This is a genomic window from Demequina subtropica, from assembly GCF_000971235.1.
Lineage (GTDB): Bacteria > Actinomycetota > Actinomycetes > Actinomycetales > Demequinaceae > Demequina > Demequina subtropica.
The window spans coordinates 1-19273 of record NZ_BBMB01000005.1 but is presented as its reverse complement, the minus strand read 5'-3'; the positions used below and the strand labels follow the sequence as shown (position 1 = coordinate 19273).

Here is a 19273-nt window from a genome sequence, read left to right as displayed (position 1 = left end):
GACGTGCGAAGGTTTCTGGCGACCCTGAAACTGCTGGTGTTCGGGCGGCCCATCGCGACGGGGCGGATCCAGCGTGCGCAACTGCGCAGCCGCCTCGCGCTACCCGTGTTCGGCGCGAGCCTGCTGTCCACCGTGACATACGCTCCCGACGCGGTGGTGGACGCGCTGCGCAAGGGCGGTGTCCAATCGACGTTGCCGCTCATGGCGCTCGGCGTGGTCGCGATCATGCTCCTGCTGGGGTTCGCGTACCGGTCGAACGTCCGCAAGAGGCCCGACGCACGCGGCGACTACGGGCTCGTGTCCGACAAGCTCGGACCCGAGGCGGCGCTCGTCACCGGGGCCTCGCTGCTCGTCGACTACGTGTTCACGGTCGCGGTGTCGGTCGCGGCGATCGCGCAGTTCATCGCGTTCGTGGTGCCCGGCCTCGACAACGCGCACACCTCGATCGCGGTGGGCGCCATCCTGGTGATGACGCTCGCCAACCTGCGCGGCGTGCGCGAGCGGGCGCACCTGCTGCTGGTGGTGTGGTTCGGCTTCCTCGGCGTGATCCTGCTCCAGCTCGTCATCGGCGCCACGCGGGACGAGATCGCGCCGCTCAACACCACCCCGCCCGAGCCGACGTGGTCCACCGCCATCGCGTTCGCCGGCGCCATCGCGTCCGGCGCGGTGATGCTCACGGGCATCGAGCACCTGGCGTCGTCCGGGCCCGCCCACGCGGAGCCGCGCGGCAAGCGTGCGGGGCGCACCCTCATCCTGGCCGTGCTCGCGGGCGCCGTCGCGTTCTCCGCGGTGATCGTCATGGTGTGGCGCTACCGCGTCTCCGGCTGGGCGTCGGGGCCGGTGCTGCTGCAGACAGCCGAGCGCATCTTCGAGGCGTCGTGGCCCGTCTGGCTGGTCGCGATCCCGTCCGTCGCGATCCTGTACGCCGCCGCCTCGGCCGTGTTCCGCCGCTTCGCCGACCTCACGAGCCTGCTCGCGAGCGACTCCTACCTGCCGCGCCAGCTCTCGCAGCAGAACGACCGCCTGGTGCTGCGCGGCGGCGTCCTCTGGGTCGCGCTCGCCTCCGCGGTGATCGTGGTGGTGACGGGCGCGCGGCTCCAGCAGCTCGTGCACATGTACCTCATCGGCGCGTTCGCGGCGATCGTGCTGAGCCAGGTCGCGATGGTGCGCTACCAGAGCCTTCGCATCGCGCTCGAGCCGAGCGGACGCACCCGCCTGCGCATGAAGGGCACGCGCGTGCTGCATGCCTCCGCGGCCGTGGTCGCGGCGGCGGTCTGGCTCGTCATCGCTATCTTCAACTTCGTGGCGGGCGCGTGGTTCGCGCTCGTGCTCGTCACGGCGCTCGTCTTCCTCATGCGGGGGATCCACCGCCACTACGCGGACGTGAAGGAGCAGCTCGCGATCCTTCCCGACGATCCCGCATCGGCGCGTCCGAGCGCGACCCACGGCATCGTGCTGGTCGCGCAGCTGCATCGGCCCGCGCTGCGGGCGATCGCGTATGCCAAGGCCGCACGCCACTCGTCGCTCGAGGCCGTCGCGGTGCAGGTCGACCCCGCCGCGACGCGCGTCCTCCAGCGACGGTGGGGCGAGCTCGGGCTCAGCATCCCGCTCGTGGTGCTCGACTCGCCGTACCGCGACCTCGTCGCGCCCGTGCTCGACCACGTGCGCTCGATCCACCGCGAGTCGCCGCGCGACATGGTGGTCGTGTACGTGCCCGAGTACATCGTGGGACGCTGGTGGGAGAGGTTCCTGCACAACCGCGCGACCATGCGTCTGCGCGCCAAGCTCCTGTCCGTGCCGCGCGTGGTCGTGGCGGCGGTGCCGTGGCACCTGTCGTCGTCGCTCGCGGTGCTCGACGGCGAGCCGGTCACGCGGGAGCTCCCGCGACTGGAGAAGGACGAGGCGACCCATGCGTGAGCTGCTCGAGCTCGAGATCGGTGCGGTGGCCCACGGTGGCCACTGCGTGGCACGGCACGAGGGCCGCGTGGTGTTCGTGCGCCACGCGCTCCCGGGCGAGGTGGTGCGCGCCCGACTGACCGAGGCGGGGGACGATGCGCGGCTGTGGCGCGCCGACGCCGTCGAGGTCCTCGTGGCGTCGCCGGACCGGGTGCCGAGCGCGTGGCCAGATGCGGGACCGGGAGGCGTGGGCGGCGGCGAGCTGTCGCATGTGGCGCTGCCCGCTCAGCGGCGCTGGAAGCACGACGTGCTGCGGGAGGCCTTCACGCGCTTCGCGGATCGCGAGTTCCCGGGCGACGTGGTCGCGGCTCCCGGCGACGACGAGCGCGGCGGGCTCGGCTACCGCACGCGCGTCACGGTGGTGGCCGGACCCGACGGGCGGGCGGCCATGCACGTCCACCGCTCCCGCGCTGTCAAGGCGCTCGACTCGCTCCCGATCGCCGCGCCGGCGCTCGAGGAGCTGGTCCTGGGCACGCGTTTCCCCGCCGCGTCCCACATCCAGGGCGTCGCCCCCGCGGGCGAGGATCCTCGCCTGGTGGTCGACGGCACGCCGTGGAAGGGAGGCCGTCCCGACCGCCGCGACAACGCGCCGCGGCGGGTCCGCGAGCACGTGAGCACGCCGCGCGGGGAGTGGGACTTCCAGGTCGACGCCGAGGGGTTCTGGCAGGTCCACCGCGAGGCGCCCGCGGTGCTCGTCGACGCGGTGCTGTCCCGCGTGGGCGATGCGGAGACCGTGCTCGACCTCTACGCGGGCGCGGGCCTGTTCACCGTCCCCCTCGCCGCCGGCGGCCGGTCCGTGACGTCGGTCGAGTCCGATGCGCGGGCCTCGCGCGACGCGCGACGCAACGCGCACGACGTCCCGGGCGCGAGCATCGTCCACGCCGACACGCGCGCGTTCCTGGACGCCACGGGCGTCACGGCCGACGCCGTGGTGCTCGACCCACCGCGCTCGGGCGCCGGCGCGAAGACCATCGACGTGCTCGCGAGGGTCGGCGCGGGCCGCATCGTCTATGTCGCATGCGACCCGGTCGCGCTCGCCCGCGACACCGCGCTGCTCGCCGGCCACGGTTATGCGCTCGAGGAGGCGCAGGGCCTCGACCTGTTCCCGATGACGCATCACATCGAGACGGTCGCGACGTTCGTCAAGGAGTAGGCCGGGCGGGGAGAATGCCGCTGGCATCCGCCCCGATAGGATGACGCCAGACCCGAAGCTGGGACACCCCGAACCACGGAGGAGACGCATGAGCGCGAACACCCTTGGATCCAAGTCGACGCTGGATGTCGGCGAGAAGCAGTACGAGATCTTCCGACTCGACGCGGTCCCTGGGCTCGAGCGCCTGCCGTACTCGCTCAAGATCCTCGCGGAGGCGCTCCTGCGCACCGAGGACGGCGCGAACATCACCGCGGACCACGTCCAGGCGCTCGCGCAGTGGGAGCCCACCGCCGACCCGGACACGGAGATCCAGTTCACGCCGGCGCGCGTGGTGATGCAGGACTTCACCGGAGTGCCCTGCGTGGTGGACCTCGCGACGATGCGCGAGGCGGTGAGCGCCCTCGGCGGCGACCCGTCGGTCATCAACCCCCTCGCGCCGGCCGAGATGGTCATCGACCACTCGGTGGTCATCGACATCTTCGGCCGCAAGGACGCCCTCGAGCGCAACACGGACCTCGAGTACGAGCGCAACCGCGAGCGCTACCAGTTCCTTCGCTGGGGCCAGACCGCCTTCGACAACTTCAAGGTGGTCCCGCCGGGCACCGGCATCGTCCACCAGGTCAACCTCGAGTACCTCGCGCGCGGCGTCATGACGCGCGAGCTCGACGGCGCGACCCAGGCGTACCCGGACTCGTGCGTGGGCACCGACTCGCACACCACCATGATCAACGGCCTGGGCGTGCTCGGGTGGGGCGTGGGCGGCATCGAGGCCGAGGCCGCGATGCTGGGCCAGCCGGTGTCGATGCTCATCCCCAAGGTGGTCGGCTTCAAGCTCACCGGCGCGATCCCGGCGGGCGCCACCGCGACGGACGTGGTGCTCACCATCACCCAGATGCTCCGCCAGCACGGCGTGGTGGGCAAGTTCGTCGAGTTCTACGGCGAGGGCGTGGGCGCGGTCCCGCTCGCCAACCGCGCGACGATCGGCAACATGAGCCCCGAGTTCGGCTCGACCGCCGCGATCTTCCCGATCGACGACGTGACGGTCGACTACCTGCGCCTCACCGGCCGCTCCGCCGAGCAGGTCGCGCTGGTCGAGGCGTACTGCAAGGAGCAGGGCCTCTGGCACGACCCGTCGCGCGAGGCCGCGTACTCCGAGTACCTCGAGCTCGACCTCTCGACCGTGGTGCCCTCCATCGCCGGCCCCAAGCGTCCCCAGGACCGCATCGAGCTGACCGACGCCAAGGCGTCGTTCGGCCGCTCGATCCTCGACTACGCGCAGCACGAGGAGATGCACGGCCTCGACGAGTCGGTCGAGGAGACCTTCCCTGCCTCCGACCCGATCGCGGCCGAGGCGCACGCCGGCGAGGAGGACGCCCCGGCCCACGCATCGTCCACCGCGCTGAAGACGCGCCCGCACAAGCACGCTCCCGTCACGCTCGCCGACGGCACGGAGACCGCGCTCGACCACGGCGCGGTGGTGATCGCGTCGATCACCTCGTGCACCAACACCTCGAACCCGTCGGTGATGCTCGCAGCGGCGCTGCTCGCGCGCAACGCCAACGCCAAGGGCCTCACGGCCAAGCCGTGGGTGAAGACCTCGATGGCGCCCGGCTCGCAGGTGGTCACCGACTACTACGAGAAGGCGGGCCTGTGGCCCGACCTCGAGGCGCTCGGCTTCCACCTGGTCGGCTACGGCTGCACCACGTGCATCGGCAACTCGGGACCGCTCCCGCAGGAGGTCTCCGACGTGGTCAACGAGAACGACCTCGCGGTCGTCTCGGTGCTGTCGGGCAACCGCAACTTCGAGGGCCGCATCAACCCCGACGTGAAGATGAACTACCTCGCGTCGCCGCCGCTCGTCATCGCGTACGCGCTCGCCGGCACGATGGACCACGACTTCGAGGCGGACCCGCTGGGCACCGACTCCGAGGGCAACGACGTCTACCTGCGCGACATCTGGCCCGACGCGGCCGAGGTCGAGCAGATCGTCGGCTCGTCCATCACGCAGGAGATGTTCGAGAAGGACTACGCGGACGTGTTCGCGGGCGACTCGCGTTGGCAGAACCTGCCCACGCCGGCCGGCAAGACGTTCGAGTGGGCCGACGACTCGACGTACGTGCGCAAGCCTCCGTACTTCGAGGGCATGGGCCTCGAGCCGGAGCCGGTCGAGGACATCGCCGGCGCCCGCGTGCTCGCGCTGCTGGGCGACTCGGTCACCACGGACCACATCTCGCCCGCCGGCTCGATCAAGGCCGACAGCCCCGCGGGCGTCTACCTCGCGGAGCACGGTGTCGACCGTCGCGACTTCAACAGCTACGGCTCGCGCCGCGGCAACCACGAGGTCATGATCCGCGGCACGTTCGCGAACATCCGCCTCAGGAACCTGCTGCTGGACGGCGTCGAGGGCGGCTTCACGCTCAACCACCTCACGGGCGAGCAGACCACGATCTACGATGCGTCGGTCGCCTACCAGGCCGCAGGGGTGCCGCTCGTGGTGCTCGCGGGCAAGGAGTACGGCTCCGGCTCCTCGCGTGACTGGGCCGCGAAGGGCACGTCGCTGCTGGGCGTCCGCGCGGTCATCACCGAGAGCTTCGAGCGCATCCACCGGTCCAACCTCATCGGCATGGGCGTCATCCCGCTGCAGTTCCCGGCAGGGGAGAGCGCGGCATCGCTCGGGCTCGACGGCACCGAGACCTTCGAGATCGCGGGCGTCTCGGCGTTCTCCGCGGGCGAGCACCCGCGCACCCTCGAGGTCAAGGCGACCAAGGCCGACGGCTCGGTGGTCGAGTTCGACGCGGTGGTCCGGATCGACACGCCCGGTGAGGCGGACTACTTCCGCAACGGCGGCATCCTGCAGTACGTGCTGCGGTCGCTCGTGAAGTAGCCGCGACCAGGCCCGAGCGGCCCCGTCCGGCACAAGCCGGGCGGGGCCGCTTCCTTGGTCGTGACGGCCGCCGCCGTGGGTCAGGGGGACGAGGCCGTACAGTGGAACGTCATACAGCAGTGAGGAGCACCAGGTGCTGGAACGCATCGGGTCGCCCGCGGACCTTCGCGGGCTGACCTACGAGGAGCTGGCGGAGCTCGCCGCGGAGATCCGCACCACCCTTGTCGACAGCGTGTCGCGCACGGGCGGCCACCTCGGGCCCAACCTCGGGGTGGTCGAGCTCACCATCGGGATCCATCGCGTGTTCCACTCGCCGCACGACTCGATCGTCTTCGACACCGGGCACCAGGCCTACGTGCACAAGCTGCTGACCGGCCGCCAGGACTTCTCGACGCTGCGCCGCCGCGGCGGGCTCTCGGGATACCCCGACCGCCAGGAGAGCGTCCACGACATCGTGGAGAACTCGCACGCGTCGACCGCGCTGTCCTGGGCCGCCGGCATCGCGCGGGGGCACACGCTGCGGGGCGAGCGCGCGCGCAGCACGGTCGCCGTGATCGGCGACGGCGCCCTCACGGGCGGGATGGCCTGGGAGGCGCTCAACTCGCTTGGCGCCTCACGCGACCGCGTGGTGGTGGTCATCAACGACAACGGCCGCTCGTATGCGCCGACCATCGGCGGGCTCGCGCGCAAGCTCGACGGCATCCGCACCGACCGCCGGTACGAGGAGTTCCTCGGGTGGGGCAAGCGCACGTTCGAGCGGCGCGGGCGGTTCCGCAACTTCACCTATCAGACGGTCATGCACGCCAAGCGGGCGCTCAAGGGCCTGCTCACCGAGGACGGCGTGTTCTCCGACCTGGGGCTCAAGTACATCGGCCCCATCGACGGGCACGATCAGCGCCAGGTCGAGCGGGCGCTGCGTCAGGCGCACGAGTTCGGCGAGCCCGTGATCGTCCACGTCCTCACGGAGAAGGGGCGCGGCTACTCGCCGGCGGAGCAGGACGTCGCCGACCGGTTCCACGCGGTGGGGAAGATCCACCCCGAGACCGGGCTGCCGATCGAGCCGTCCCGCTTCGGGTGGACCTCGGTGTTCGCTGACGAGATCCTCGCGGCGGCCGAGGAGCGGCCGGACGTGGTGGCGCTCACCGCGGCGATGCTCGCGCCCGTGGGACTCCAGCCGCTCGCCGATGCGTACCCCGACCGGGTGATCGACGTCGGCATCGCGGAGCAGCACGCCGTGACGAGCGCCGCGGGGCTCGCGTATGCGGGCCTTCACCCTGTGGTCGCGGTGTACGCGACGTTCCTGAACCGTGCCTTCGACCAGGTGCTCATGGATGTGGCCCTCCACCGCGCGGGCGTGACCTTCATGCTCGACCGCGCCGGCATCACCGGCGACGACGGCCCCAGCCACAACGGCATGTGGGACATGGCACTCCTGCGCCACGTCCCGGGCCTGCGGCTCGCAGCGCCTCGCGACGAGGCGACGCTGCGCCAGGCCTTCCGGGACGCGCTCGACGTCGACGACGCCCCGACGGTGGTGCGCTACCCCAAGGGCGCGGTGGGCGATCCGCTCCCGTCCGTGCGGACCGTCGGCGACCTCGAGGTCCTCGCGGAGCACGGCGACGGCCCGCGCGTCGTCGTGGTCGGGCTGGGCTCGATGGCGGCGACCGCGATCGCCGCGGCGGACAAGATCGCCGCCGAGGGGATCGCCACGCTCGCGGCGACCGCGACGTGGGTGCACCCGGTGCCCGACGGCCTCGAGGACCTGGTGCGCGACGCCGAGCTCGTGGTGACGGTCGAGGACGGCCTCACGGATGCGGGGCTGGGCGAGGAATGGGCGTCCTACGCGCGCCTGCACGGGCTCACCGCCGCGTGGGCGCACCACGGTGTGCCGCGAGAGTTCCTCCAGCACGCTTCGCGCGCCCAGCTGATCGACGACATGGGCCTCGACCCCTCGGCGATCGCGGCCGGCACCATCGCGCTGCTGCACGAGCGCTGACGCGGGCCGGGACAACACGCCCAAACGGCACGGAACGGCTCTGACCAGGGGTGATCCCCGTCACGGTGCGTTGCCCGGCCTTCTCGGGGATCGCTAGAGTGCTCGGCGACGAGAACGGGACGGTGGCTCGACGAGCCGCCGCTTCCGCCGAGCTGAGGGGCATCCGGTCATGACCGAGCACGACACCGCACGCCGTCCTGAGGGGCCGGACCAGGGCTACTACACGCTCCAGGCGGACGGCACCTACGGGTACCACGAGCCTCAGGCGGACGGCTCGTACGTCTACCATCAGAAGCTCGCCGACGGCACGTACGGCTACTACCTCCCGCAGGCCGACGGCACGCAGCTCTATCACCGCCGCCTTCCCGACGGCTCGTTCGAGCAGTGGCTCCTGGGCCTCGACGGGACGTTCCAGGCGGTCGCGCCTGTGCCCGCACCGGCGCCGGTGGCCGCCGCGCCTGCGACGCCCGCGGTGGACCCCGCATCGTCCCCCGCGACGGTGCCCGTGCCCGCGGTGCGCTCGCGCAGGCCGGCCGTCATCGCGGGCGTGGCGGCGGGCGCCGTGGTGCTCCTCGCCGGCGGTGCGGTCGGTGCCTACCTGCTGCTCGGAGGAGGCGACGATGCGGCAGGGGACGATGTGGCGGTGCTCGCCGACATCGTGGACAAGCCGGGCGAGGCCTGGACCGCCGACCTGCTGCTGGGCGAGGAGTCCCAGTACGTGTCGTACGCCGGCTCGTGGGCGATCGGCACCGATGCCCTGGCCGTGAGCCCGGTGTTCGACTACTACGCGTTCAACGTCGAGCACACCTTGGACTACTGGTACGACGGCGTCGAATGGACGCCGGACTACGACGCGCAGTACGACGAGGGCTGGGCGGCGGGCGTGGCCTATGCCGAGGCCGATGCGGAGTACTGGGACGAGTACTGGTACACCGACGTCGAGGCGCCGGATGTCGACGAGTACTGGCCCGGAGACGGATCGTACGAGTCTCGCGACTACGCCTCCGAGGGCGGATTCATCCATGGCTTCGGCGACGGCGTCGATGGCTACTCTCAGGGCGCCCACAGGCTCCCCGAGCCGGTCGAGCCCGATTTCGCACCGCAGGCCTCGCTCATCTCCCTCGAGACGGGGGAGACGCTGTGGACCGCGCCGCTCGCCGACTATGCGGGCTCCGGTGAGGTGTCGGTCCAGCTCCGCGAGGGTTCCGACGGCGCCTCGGTGATCGCGTTGGTGCGCACGGCCGACGACGCGGACGTCGCCAACCGGCTGGTGGTGCTGGCCCGCGAAGGAGGCGCTGTCATCGGCGAGGCACGGCTCCCGGACGGCTACATCAGCGTGCAGCCGGAGGGCGACGACCTGTACGTGATGGTGGAGACGAGCTCGGACGAGGAGTACTTCACCACGGTGTCCCGCTACTCGCTCCTGGACCTCGACGCCGGCGAGACCTGGTCGGAGGACATCGAGGGCAGCGTGTACTCGCTGGGCCTCGAGGACGGGATCGTGTCGGTGTACGCCAACGAGGTCGCGCTGCTCGATCAGCTGACCGGCGACCTCCACCCCCTCAGCAGGCTCACGGACGAGGACACCGCGGTCACGCGCATCGGAGACGTCTACGTCCGGATCGACCGCGAGGACGACGGCGACGTCGCTCTCATGGCGGTGGACGAGGAGCGCAACCAGCTCTGGGACGAGCCCCTGGAGGCCGAGATGTACGGCGTCATGGGCGGCGTGCTGTTCGTGGGCGACGAGTCCGACGACTACGGCTTCGAGGACCTCATGCGCGTGGACCTCGCCACCGGCGAGGGGGCATGGGAGCAGGCGGTCGACGGTGACGACTGGCGGCTCGAGAGCGTGCACGACGGCAAGGTCTACGTCTCCTCGGACGACACGCTGGTCCAGCTGTCCCTCAAGGACGGCGAGGAGCTCGGCGACTTCCCGGCCGACGCCGAGTGGGTCTACTTCGCCGAGACCATGCTGTTCGTGGTCGAGGGCGACGAGATCGTGGCGGTGCGCACGGAGGACATGAAGGACGTGTGGTCGTACAGGTTCGACGACGACTCGTACTCGGTGTCGAGCCTCGGGTCCTTCCTGGTCCTGTGGAGCAACTCGACGAGCGAGCTGATCGGCCTGGGCGCCGCCTCGGGTGCGGACGCCTGACGGGGGGCGTCGAGCCATGACCGACGGGATCACGTCCGCCACCGGTACTGCCGCGCAGGAGTGGGTTCTCCAGCCCGACGGCAGCCACGGCTTCCATCAGGCGCAGCCCGATGGCACGTTCGTCTACCACCAGCAGCTCGCCGACGGCACATACGGCTACTACGTGCCGCAGCCCGACGGCACGCAGGTGTACCACCGCAGGCGTGAGGACGGCTCGTTCGAGCAGTGGCGCCTGGGGCTCGACGGGAGCTACCAGCCCGTCCCCGCCCTGGCGCCCCCGGCCGCCGTGCCCGCCGCATCGTCCGATCCCGGGTCCGAGGCGCCCGTGCAGGCGCGTTCGCGCAGGCCCGCCGTGATCGCGGGCGTGGCGGCGGGCGTCGTGATGCTGCTCGGGGCGGGCGCCCTCGGCGCGGTCACGCTGCTCGGGGGCGACGGGTCGGACACCGCCGTCCTCGCGGACATCGACGGCACGCCGGAGGAGATCTGGTCCATGGACCTGACCCGCGGCGTCGAGTCCGACTACATCAGCTTCGCGCAACGCTGGGTGATCGGTGGAGACGCGATCGCGGTGGCACCGACGTTCTTCTACGAGGACTTCAGGGACGATCCCGACGCCGCGGAGTACTGGTACGACGACGTCGAGTGGACGCCCGGCTACGACGCGCAGTACGACGCGGGCTGGGAGGCCGGCACGGAGTACGCGACGGCCTACGACGCGTACCGGGACGGCTCCGGATCCCGTCCGGACGTCGAGGACCACTGGCCGGGCGCCACCGACTACGCGGATCCCGACCCGGCGATCGACGGGGGCCTGATCCACGGCTTCTCCGATGGGCTCAACGGCACCGACCTGGGCGCGCACCGGCTGCCCGAACCGGCGGACCCCGGGTTCGAGCCCGAGGTGACGCTCTTCTCGCTCCTCACGGGCGAGGAGCAGTGGACCGCCGCGCTCGGCGACCACGTGGGCGACGGCGACGGCTACGCGAGCGTCATCGGCGACGGCGAGGACTCCTCGGTGCTCGTGCTCGTGACCACCCGGGGCGCGTACGACCACCTCACCAGTCGGCTGCTGGTCCTGGCGCACGACGACGGCAGTGTCATCGGCTCCGCCGACCTCCCGGAGGGGCCGATCACCGTCGACGCGGACGGCGAGGACGTGTTCGTGATGAACCTGGCGACCAGCGAGGGCGGACCGGCGACGGTGTCCCGCTACCCGCTCGCTCGCCTCGACGAGGGCCCGGCCTGGGTGCAGGACGTCGACGGCTCCGCGAGGTGGATCGCGGCGCGGGGCGGCTTCGTCGCGGTCAGCTCGGACGAGGAGGAGATGCTCGACAGGGACACCGGCAGGGCGACCGCTCTCAGCGGCATCGAGGACGACGACACCAGCCTGACGAGCGTGGACGGCGTGGTCCTTCGTGTCGATGACGCGGCCGGGGACGGATTCACGCTGATGGCGCTCGATGCGCAGGGTGAGGGGGCCTGGGGCTCGGCGCTCGAAACGGAGAGCTACCGGATCGAGGGCGGCGAGCTGTTCGTCGGGGACACGGACGAGGAAGGCGATCTCGTCGACCTGATGCGGGTGGACCTCGCGACGGGTGAGCGCGCGTGGGATCGAGGCTTCGGTGATGGCGACGGCGACGTGAGCGTGCGCGCCGTCCACGACGGCTCCGTGTACCTCGTCGGCGAGGACGAGCTGCACCAGGTCTCTCTCGCGGACGGCGAGGTGACCGCCTCGTTCCCGATCTCGACCGGGTCGCTCTGGGTCGCCGAGACGATGCTCTACGTGGTCGAGGGAGACACGATCGTGTCGATCAGCACCGACGACATGACGGAGAACTGGTCGTACAGGTTCGACGACGAGACCGATCGCGTGCTGCCCCTCGGGGCCCACCTGACGCTGGAGCGCGGAGACGGTCTCACCACGTTCGTCGGCCTCGGCGCGGCGCCGGAGAACGGCTGACGGTCAGCCCTCGGGGGTCTCCTCGGCCCGGGCTGCCGTGGCCTCTGCCTCGACGAAGGCGGCGGCGAGCTCGGGCGCGGTGAGGTCGATCTGCCACGCGCGTGCGCCGCGCGACGCAAGGAAGTCACGGATCCAGGCCTCGCCGCCTCCCGCGTACTCCCAGCACGTGCGGCGCATGGCGTCCGGCTGAAGCAGGTTCTCCGCGGGGACCTCGTGGGTCTCCACCAGGGCCGCGATGCGCTCGCGCGCGGCGCCGAGCCGGGCGAAGGCCTCGGGGCGCTTGTCCTTCCACACGCGCTGCTGCGGCGGGCCGTCGCCTGCGGGGGCGCGCCGCGCAGGCAGCTCGCGCTCGGTCAGCGTCATGGCCTTCTCGATGGCCGAGTACCACTGCGGCGCGCGCCGCTTGGTGCCCTTCGACTGGAACTCGCGCACGCCCAGGAGCGCGTCGAGCGACGCGGGCTTCGCCATCGCCGCCGCGACGATCGCCTGGTCGCGCAGCACGCGACCGGGGGAGACGTCCCTCCGGCGGGCCTCCTTGTCGCGCGCCTCCCACAGGGAGCGCACGATCGCGAGCCCGCGTTGGTCGCGGACCTGGTGGCAGCCCGAGGTCCTGCGCCACGGCTCCTCGCGGGGCTCCGGAGGCGGTGCGAGGCGCACGGCCTCGAACTCCTGCTCGGCCCACGCGAGCTTGCCCGCCGCCTCGAGGTGCGCGCCGAGCCGCTCGCGGAGGTCGAGGAGCACCTCGACGTCGAGGGCCGCGTAGACCAGCCAGTCGTGGGGGAGGGGGCGCGTGGACCAGTCCTGCGCGGAGTGCTCCTTCGCGAGCGCGAAGCCCAGCTCGCGCTCGACCACGGCGGCGAGGCCCACGCGGGGCCAGCCCAGGATGCGTGCGCCCAGCTCCGTGTCGAAGACGCGTCCGGGGGTCATGCCGAGCTCGCGCATGCCCGGCAGGTCCTGGCTCGCGGCGTGGAAGACCCACTCCGCGTCGCCGAGCGCGGCGCCGAACGTCGAGAGGTCGGGGAGCGCGGCCGTGTCGATGAGCGCGATGCCCGCCCCCTCGCGCTTGAACTGCGCGAGGTAGGTGCCCTGCCCGTACCGGAAGCCGGAGGCGCGCTCCGCATCGGCCGCCACCGGGCCCGTGCCCGCGGCGAAGGCGGCGCACGCCTCGGCCAGGGCCTCGGGGGTGTCGATGATCGGGGGGACGCCGCCCTCCGGCTCGGTCAGCGGGATGGGCGTGAGCGCATCGTCCTCGGTGGACGATGCGGTGGTGGGCTCGGTCACAGGGTCCTTCCCGGCAGCGCACGCACCCCGTCCTGCGTCGGAGGGACGCCCGCGCATGCCGCCATGAGTTCCGTCCAGGCCGCGATGTGCGGTGCCAGATCGGTGGTGGTGGGCGTCCACGACGCCCGTAGCTCGATCGAGACCTCGCCGGGACGCTCGGCCAGCTCGCCGAACGACTCGGAGGTCACCTTGGTCACGGTACCGCCGCGCGCGTGGTGGGGCGTGCCCGCGAGGGCGTCCGTGAGCCACGACCACGCGACCTCGCCCCACAGGTCGTCGCGCCCGACCTCGGGATCGGCAACTGCCTTCACGAGGGCGACGATGCGCATCGTCCCGTCCCAGGCGGGCTGACCGTCGGGGTCGTGAAGGATCACGAACCGGCCGGACGCCTCGACGCCCTCGACCTCTCCCTGCACCGCTGCGGCGTAGGGCGCGATGCGGTGGGGGGCCGGAACCTCCGAGAGGCGCACGGCGGGATGCGTGGGCGCGTCGCGCAACGACAGCAGCGCGGCGCGGAAATCCGCGGGCGCCGAGTCGAGGTCGCTGGCCATAGTCGGAGCCTAAGCCCGGGTCCTCCAGGCGAGACGTACGCCACGCGCACCGCGAGCGTCTAGGCTGGGCCGGGTATCCCCGGAACGACAAGGATGGACGATGGCGCTTGCTCAGATCGGTGTGACCGGACTCGCGGTCATGGGACGCAACCTGGCCCGGAACTTCGCGCGCAACGGCTTCACGGTCGCGGTGCACAACCGCTCGCCTCAGAAGATGCACTCGCTTCTCGAGGACCACGGCGACGAGGGCACGTTCATCGGCTCCGAGACGCTCGAGGACTTCGTCGCGTCGCTCCAGAAGCCGCGCACCGTGGTCGTCATGGTGCAGGCGGGCGGCCCGACGGATGCGGTCATCGACCAGCTCACCGGCCTGCTCGAGCAGGGCGACATCATCGTCGACGCGGGCAACGCGCTGTACACGGACACCATGCGCCGCGAGAAGGACCTCGCCGCGAAGGGCCTCCACTTCGTGGGCTCGGGCGTGTCCGGCGGCGAGGAGGGCGCGCTGCTCGGCCCGTCGATCATGCCCGGCGGTCCCGCCGAGTCGTACGTCACGCTCGGCCCGATCCTCGAGAAGATCGCCGCGAAGGCGGAGGACGGCACGCCCTGTTGCGTGCACATCGGCCCCGACGGCGCCGGCCACTTCGTCAAGATGGTGCACAACGGCATCGAGTACGCCGACATGCAGCTCATCGGCGAGGCGTACGACCTGCTGCGCACGGGACTCGACCTCGAGCCCGCCCAGATCGCGGACATCTTCGCCGAGTGGAACCAGGGCGACCTCGAGTCCTTCCTCATCGAGATCACCGCCGAGGTGCTGCGTCAGAACGACGCGATCACCGGCAAGGCGCTCGTCGACGTCATCAAGGACGAGGCGGGCCAGAAGGGCACCGGTCGCTGGACCGTGAAGTCGGCGCTCGACCTGGGCGTGCCCGTGACCGGCATCGCCGAGGCGACGTTCGCCCGCGCGATCTCGTCGCAGGTCGCGCAGCGCGCCGCCGCGCGCGACGTGCTGACCGCGTCGACCGGCGACTTCCACATCAACAACCGCGAGGGCTTCGTCGAGGACGTGCGCCTCGCGCTGTACGCCTCGAAGGTGGTCGCGTACGCGCAGGGCTTCGACCAGATCTGCGCCGCCTCCGAGGAGTTCGGCTGGGACATCACCCTGGGCGACATGGCGAAGATCTGGCGCGCGGGCTGCATCATCCGCGCACGCTTCCTCGACCGCATCACCGACGCGTTCACGCGTGACCCGGAGCTGCCGACGCTGCTCGTGGACCCGTACTTCTCGGACGAGATCGCCGGCGGCGTGGGCGCGTGGCGCCGCGTGGTCGCGCAGGCCGCCCTCACCGGCGTGCCGGCGCCCGCCTTCGGCTCGTCGCTCGCGTACTACGACTCGCTGCGTGCCGAGCGACTGCCCGCCGCGCTGATCCAGGGTCAGCGCGACTTCTTCGGCGCGCACACCTACAAGCGCGTCGACCGCGACGGCACGTTCCACACGCTGTGGTCGGGCGACCGCACCGAGGTCGAGGCCTGAGCGCACGCATGACGATGCGAGGCGCGCCGGGGATGCCCGGCGCGCCTCGCGCCGTCTCGGGGGGTCCCCGGTGACCGTCCCGCTGATCGGGCGCAGGCCCGTGGTCGCACCCGAGGACCTCATCGCGGGGCTGGTGCCGCCGCCGCACTTCGGTCAGGCGTCGTTCTCGACGTACGTCCCCGATCCCGAGCATCCCTCGCAGGCGGCCGCGCTGGCGGCCGTGCGCGACTTCGCGGCGCCGCACCTGCGGCGGCTGCGGACGCGCAAGGGACCCGGCGCCGGGCTGTACCTCGATGGCGGCTTCGGGGTCGGCAAGACGCACCTGCTCGCGTCGCTCGCGCATGCGCTCGGACCGTCGCGCGCCGTGTTCGGCACGTTCGTCGAGTACACCAACCTGGTGGGCGCGCTCGGCTTCATCGCGGCCCGTGAGGCCCTGTCCGGCTTCGCCGTGGTGTGCATCGACGAGTTCGAGCTCGACGACCCGGGGGACACCCTCATCATGGCGCGGCTCATGCGCGAGCTCACCGACGCGGGTGTGTGCGTGGCGGCGACGTCGAACACGCTGCCCGATGCGCTGGGCGAGGGACGCTTCGCCGCCGAGGACTTCCAGCGGGAGGTGCAGGCGGTCGCCCGGGTCTTCACCACCGTCCGCATCGACGGCCCCGACTACCGGCATCGCGGGGAGCTGGACTTCCCGGCGCCGGCGTCGCCGGAGGTGGTGGCCGCCGTCGCCGGTGCGCCGCGGGGAGCCCAGGTGGCGTGGGCCGACCTGCTCGAGGACCTCACCCAGGTGCACCCGTCGCGCTACGGCGCCTACGTCGACGGGATCGCCGCGCTGGCCATCACCGACGTCGCGGCGCTCGAGGACCAGAACCAGGCGCTGCGCGTGGTGGCGCTGGTGGACCGGCTCTACGACCGGGACGCGGTGCTGGCTGCCTCCGGTGCGCCGCTCGATTCCGTGTTCACGCCCGAGATGCTGAGGGGCGGCTACCGCAAGAAGTACCTGCGGTGCCTGTCGCGGCTCGCCTCGATGACGCATGCTGCGCTGGAGCACACCCGGCCGGTCTGACGCGCCGGTCGCGCGGCGCATCGTCCCGTTGCGATGTCCGACGGTGCCTGGTACTCAGGAACCGGGTCCCCGATCGACCCGACAGGGGGATAGGCGATGGCGAGCAACACGGGTGCCGCAGCGGGCGGCGGAGGGTACTTCCTCGCGATGATCGGCTCGGCGGTGTGGTTCTGGAACCAGGCCGACGGCTTCTGGGAGCACGTGGGTGCGCTGCTGCAGGCGCTCGTGTGGCCTGCGTTCCTCATCTACGACATCTTCGCGTTCCTCAACACGTAGGCGCGTCAGGCGGGGACGTCGACCACCGCGGTCTCGCCGTGGTGCGGCGCGATCGCGCCTGCGGTCGCCGCCGCCAGGTCGGCGTCGAAGGTCGACAGCTCGACCGGGGGAACATGGACGATGAGCCGCGCCGTGGCACCGTACTCGGGCTCGGCCAGGCTCCCCGCGTGGGCCGCGACCCAGGTGTGGCAGAAGGCGAGCAGGCGGCCCGCCTCGGCGTGCGGCACGTCGAGCGTGACAGCGGTGAGGCGCCTCCGGTGCACGGGGCGGGCGACGTCGAGGGTCTCCGCGACCGCGGCGGTGTAGGCGCGGACCAGGCCGCCCGCGCCCAGGAGGACCCCACCGAACCAGCGGCTCACGATCGCGACGACGTCGGTGACCTCGCGGCGACGCAGCACCTCCAGCATCGGCACGCCCGCGGTGCCGGCGGGCTCGCCGTCGTCGCTCGAGCGCTGACGGTCGGCATGCGTGCCCAGCACCATCGCGACGCAGTGGTGACGTGCATCCCACCGTTCCTTGCGGATCCGGGCGATGATCGCGTCCGCCTCCTCCATCGAGGCGACGGGCGCGAGATGGGTGAGGAAGATCGACTTCTTGATCTCGAGCGTGTGCTCCACCGGCTCCGCGATGGTGGAGGGGAGGTCGGCGTCGGAGATCACCTAGGCAGGGTAGCCGCGGCGCGCTCGCCGGGCGTCAGGCCGCGATGCTGCGAAGCCAGCGGAGGGTGGGCTTGTCCGTGTCGATCTCGTGGAAGTCGGGGTGGAAGCTCAGGCGCTTGGCGCTCTCCGCGAGGCTCAGGGCGGTGGAGGCGGCGGTGCGCATCGTCCGCTCGTCGCCCACCGCCTCCGCCGAGCGGATCAGGGCGACGTGCCAGCGGAACATCAGCGTGTCCAGGTGCAGCGGACGGCGCTTGCGCCAGGTCTGAAGCAGGTCGACGGCCTCGTCGACGTCGCCGTGCACGCCGCGGTCGAGCAGCAGCTCCGCGAGCGCGACCTCGACGCCGCCCGAGGTGCCCTCGCCGTCGGGGTGCTCGGCGAGGAGCTCGCGGTAGCGGTAGATCGCACCGGCCTGGTCGCCGCGTGCCGCGGCGATCTGGGCGAGGGCCTCACGCGCGCCCGGGTGCGGCTCGGCGCCGGGGACCGTGACGGAGCGGTCGAGGAGCGCGCGGGACTCGTCCGCGTGGTCATCGTGGTCGGTGCACAGGTGCAGGGCCAGGCCGGCGAGGCGCAGGGCCTCCTCCCGCCCGGCCGGGTTCTCGCGTGCGACGCGGGCCTCGAGGGCCCTTCGTGCCGCATCGTCCCATGTGACATGGATCACACGCGCAGATGACATGCCTGCATCTTGGCGCTTGCCGGGCGCGGGCGCCAGGCGGCGCGCCGGGGTCGTGGCAGGGGAGCGCGGTGCGGGTGGAGGGTGGCGCGCCCCGCGGGCCGTTGCGGGTACGCACTCGTGGGCGTGCTCGGTAGCGCGAGGAGGATTGCCAAGGGAGCAACTCGCTAAGACATCTGCGGTAACGTCTGGCGGCGCGAGCCTCTTGGGTGCGGGCCTACTGCATCGCCTTGCGCCAATTGGAGCCCCAGTCGCGATCGACGGTCTCCTGTGACTCGACGGTCGCCCCGCATTCGGCGACTTGGGTCTCGGGGAATCCGACCTCGCCCAGCACCTCGCGGAATCGGCGCTCGAGCTCCGGCAGGTGAGACGCGAGTTTGTCGCGCTCGTCATCGGTCGCAGTGCAGAACCATGCGGCGACGCCAGCGAGTCTCATGGAGCCCACGAACAGGATGTCGGTCACGCCCGCCTCGGCGTGTTCGCGGAGCAGACGCCGTCGAGCCCGGCTCAGGCGGAAGACGCGCATCGTCGGCATGGCCCCATGGTGGCGCACAGCCGGATCCTTGTGGCTACGACGCGCCCCCGCGCACGCGAGCGCGAAACGGACCATGCACCAGCCCGTTGTCTAAGGGCGTCCACGTGTGTCCAGTTCCGCTGGAAGCCACCTGTCGAACATCGTGCTTCAGGTGATGTCCCCAGGCCGGGAGGCGGTGGCGTTTTCCACATCTACCAGGGTGGATGGCTGGGAGTGGATGTCAGACCCTCCGTGTTGACTGGTGTCATGACCTTCCCGGTAGAGGCGATCGACACGGCGCGTGAGCAGCTCGCGCCGTTCGAGGGCTGCGACCTGGACACGCTGTCGGAGGAGCAGCTGGCGCGGCTGCTGGACCTGTCGGCGAGGTTCGCTCGCCTGGCGGCGTTGCCGCAGGCGATCGTGGCGGCAGAGGTGGCACGCCGGTCCGAGGCGGCCAAGGGTGGCGGCATGGCGCGACGCCACGGTCATCGCAACGCCACCGGCATGGTCGCGAAGGGTCAGGGCGGCACGGGCGGGCAGGCGCTCGATGCGATCGTGACCGGCGGCCTGCTCGGCGGCACGAGCGCCGGTAGGGGTGGGGACGAGGCG

The 19273-nt window shown here is 71.8% G+C and carries 15 protein-coding genes; 10 read left to right on the top strand and 5 right to left on the bottom strand.

The annotated features are described in order from the left end of the window. The first annotated feature begins 3 nt into the window (after nt 1-3). The 6 genes from AOM06_RS04880 (at nt 4) to AOM06_RS04855 (ending at nt 12107) form a co-directional block, all read left to right on the top strand. Complete coding sequence (locus AOM06_RS04880; RefSeq protein WP_169747718.1) at nt 4-1917, top strand: APC family permease; 1914 nt, start codon at nt 4-6, stop codon at nt 1915-1917. Next, on the top strand, nt 1910-3109 hold the full coding sequence (locus AOM06_RS04875; protein WP_062303521.1) for a class I SAM-dependent RNA methyltransferase: 1200 nt from the start codon (nt 1910-1912) through the stop codon (nt 3107-3109). The genes AOM06_RS04880 and AOM06_RS04875 overlap by 8 nt, the downstream gene beginning before the upstream one ends. 88 nt (nt 3110-3197) lie before the next feature. Then, a complete protein-coding gene (gene acnA, locus AOM06_RS04870; RefSeq protein ID WP_062303518.1) occupies nt 3198-5993 on the top strand; it encodes an aconitate hydratase AcnA in 2796 nt (931 codons plus the stop codon). A gap of 133 nt (nt 5994-6126) precedes the next feature. Beyond that, nucleotides 6127-7989: a 1-deoxy-D-xylulose-5-phosphate synthase gene (gene dxs, locus AOM06_RS04865; protein ID WP_062303515.1), complete on the top strand. Its 1863-nt coding sequence runs from the start codon at nt 6127-6129 to the stop codon at nt 7987-7989. A gap of 169 nt (nt 7990-8158) precedes the next feature. After that, nucleotides 8159-10147, top strand: coding sequence for an outer membrane protein assembly factor BamB family protein (locus AOM06_RS04860; RefSeq protein ID WP_062303512.1), 1989 nt, complete (start codon nt 8159-8161; stop codon nt 10145-10147). A 16-nt stretch (nt 10148-10163) separates the two neighbouring features. Further along, the gene (locus AOM06_RS04855) at nt 10164-12107 is read left to right on the top strand and encodes a PQQ-binding-like beta-propeller repeat protein (protein WP_062303509.1); all 1944 of its coding nucleotides are present in this window, start codon (nt 10164-10166) and stop codon (nt 12105-12107) included. A 3-nt stretch (nt 12108-12110) separates the two neighbouring features. Here AOM06_RS04855 and AOM06_RS04850 read toward each other — a convergent pair whose 3' ends face one another. Both AOM06_RS04850 and AOM06_RS04845 read right to left on the bottom strand, forming a co-directional pair. Continuing rightward, entirely contained in the window at nt 12111-13388 is a 1278-nt protein-coding gene (locus AOM06_RS04850; protein WP_062303505.1) for an HRDC domain-containing protein, read from the bottom strand. Beyond that, nucleotides 13385-13939 (bottom strand): DUF3000 domain-containing protein, encoded by a 555-nt coding sequence (locus tag AOM06_RS04845; RefSeq protein ID WP_062303502.1) that lies wholly within the window; start codon nt 13937-13939, stop codon nt 13385-13387. The genes AOM06_RS04850 and AOM06_RS04845 overlap by 4 nt, the downstream gene beginning before the upstream one ends. 100 nt (nt 13940-14039) lie before the next feature. On the opposite strand from AOM06_RS04845, the gene gnd reads away from it, so the two are divergent. The 3 genes from gnd to AOM06_RS04830 all read left to right on the top strand — a co-directional run bounded on the left by gnd (nt 14040) and on the right by AOM06_RS04830 (nt 16821). Then, nucleotides 14040-15476: an NADP-dependent phosphogluconate dehydrogenase gene (gene gnd, locus AOM06_RS04840; RefSeq protein WP_062303499.1), complete on the top strand. Its 1437-nt coding sequence runs from the start codon at nt 14040-14042 to the stop codon at nt 15474-15476. Between the two features lie 70 nt (nt 15477-15546). Continuing rightward, nucleotides 15547-16545, top strand: coding sequence for a cell division protein ZapE (gene zapE, locus AOM06_RS04835; RefSeq protein ID WP_062303495.1), 999 nt, complete (start codon nt 15547-15549; stop codon nt 16543-16545). Between the two features lie 96 nt (nt 16546-16641). Then, nucleotides 16642-16821: a hypothetical protein gene (locus AOM06_RS04830; RefSeq protein WP_062303492.1), complete on the top strand. Its 180-nt coding sequence runs from the start codon at nt 16642-16644 to the stop codon at nt 16819-16821. Between the two features lie 5 nt (nt 16822-16826). Here AOM06_RS04830 and AOM06_RS04825 read toward each other — a convergent pair whose 3' ends face one another. The 3 genes from AOM06_RS04825 to AOM06_RS04815 form a co-directional block, all read right to left on the bottom strand. After that, nucleotides 16827-17480 carry an IMPACT family protein gene (locus tag AOM06_RS04825; RefSeq protein WP_228372859.1) on the bottom strand — a complete coding sequence of 218 codons (654 nt, stop codon included), beginning with the start codon at nt 17478-17480 and terminating at the stop codon, nt 16827-16829. A gap of 34 nt (nt 17481-17514) precedes the next feature. After that, nucleotides 17515-18153, bottom strand: a complete 639-nt coding sequence (locus AOM06_RS04820; protein WP_062303489.1) for a tetratricopeptide repeat protein — start codon at nt 18151-18153, stop codon at nt 17515-17517. A 214-nt stretch (nt 18154-18367) separates the two neighbouring features. Beyond that, nucleotides 18368-18685 (bottom strand): hypothetical protein, encoded by a 318-nt coding sequence (locus tag AOM06_RS04815; RefSeq protein ID WP_156163586.1) that lies wholly within the window; start codon nt 18683-18685, stop codon nt 18368-18370. A 246-nt stretch (nt 18686-18931) separates the two neighbouring features. On the opposite strand from AOM06_RS04815, the gene AOM06_RS04810 reads away from it, so the two are divergent. Further along, on the top strand, nt 18932-19273 hold a 342-nt coding region (locus tag AOM06_RS04810), incomplete at its 3' end, for a hypothetical protein (RefSeq protein WP_228372858.1).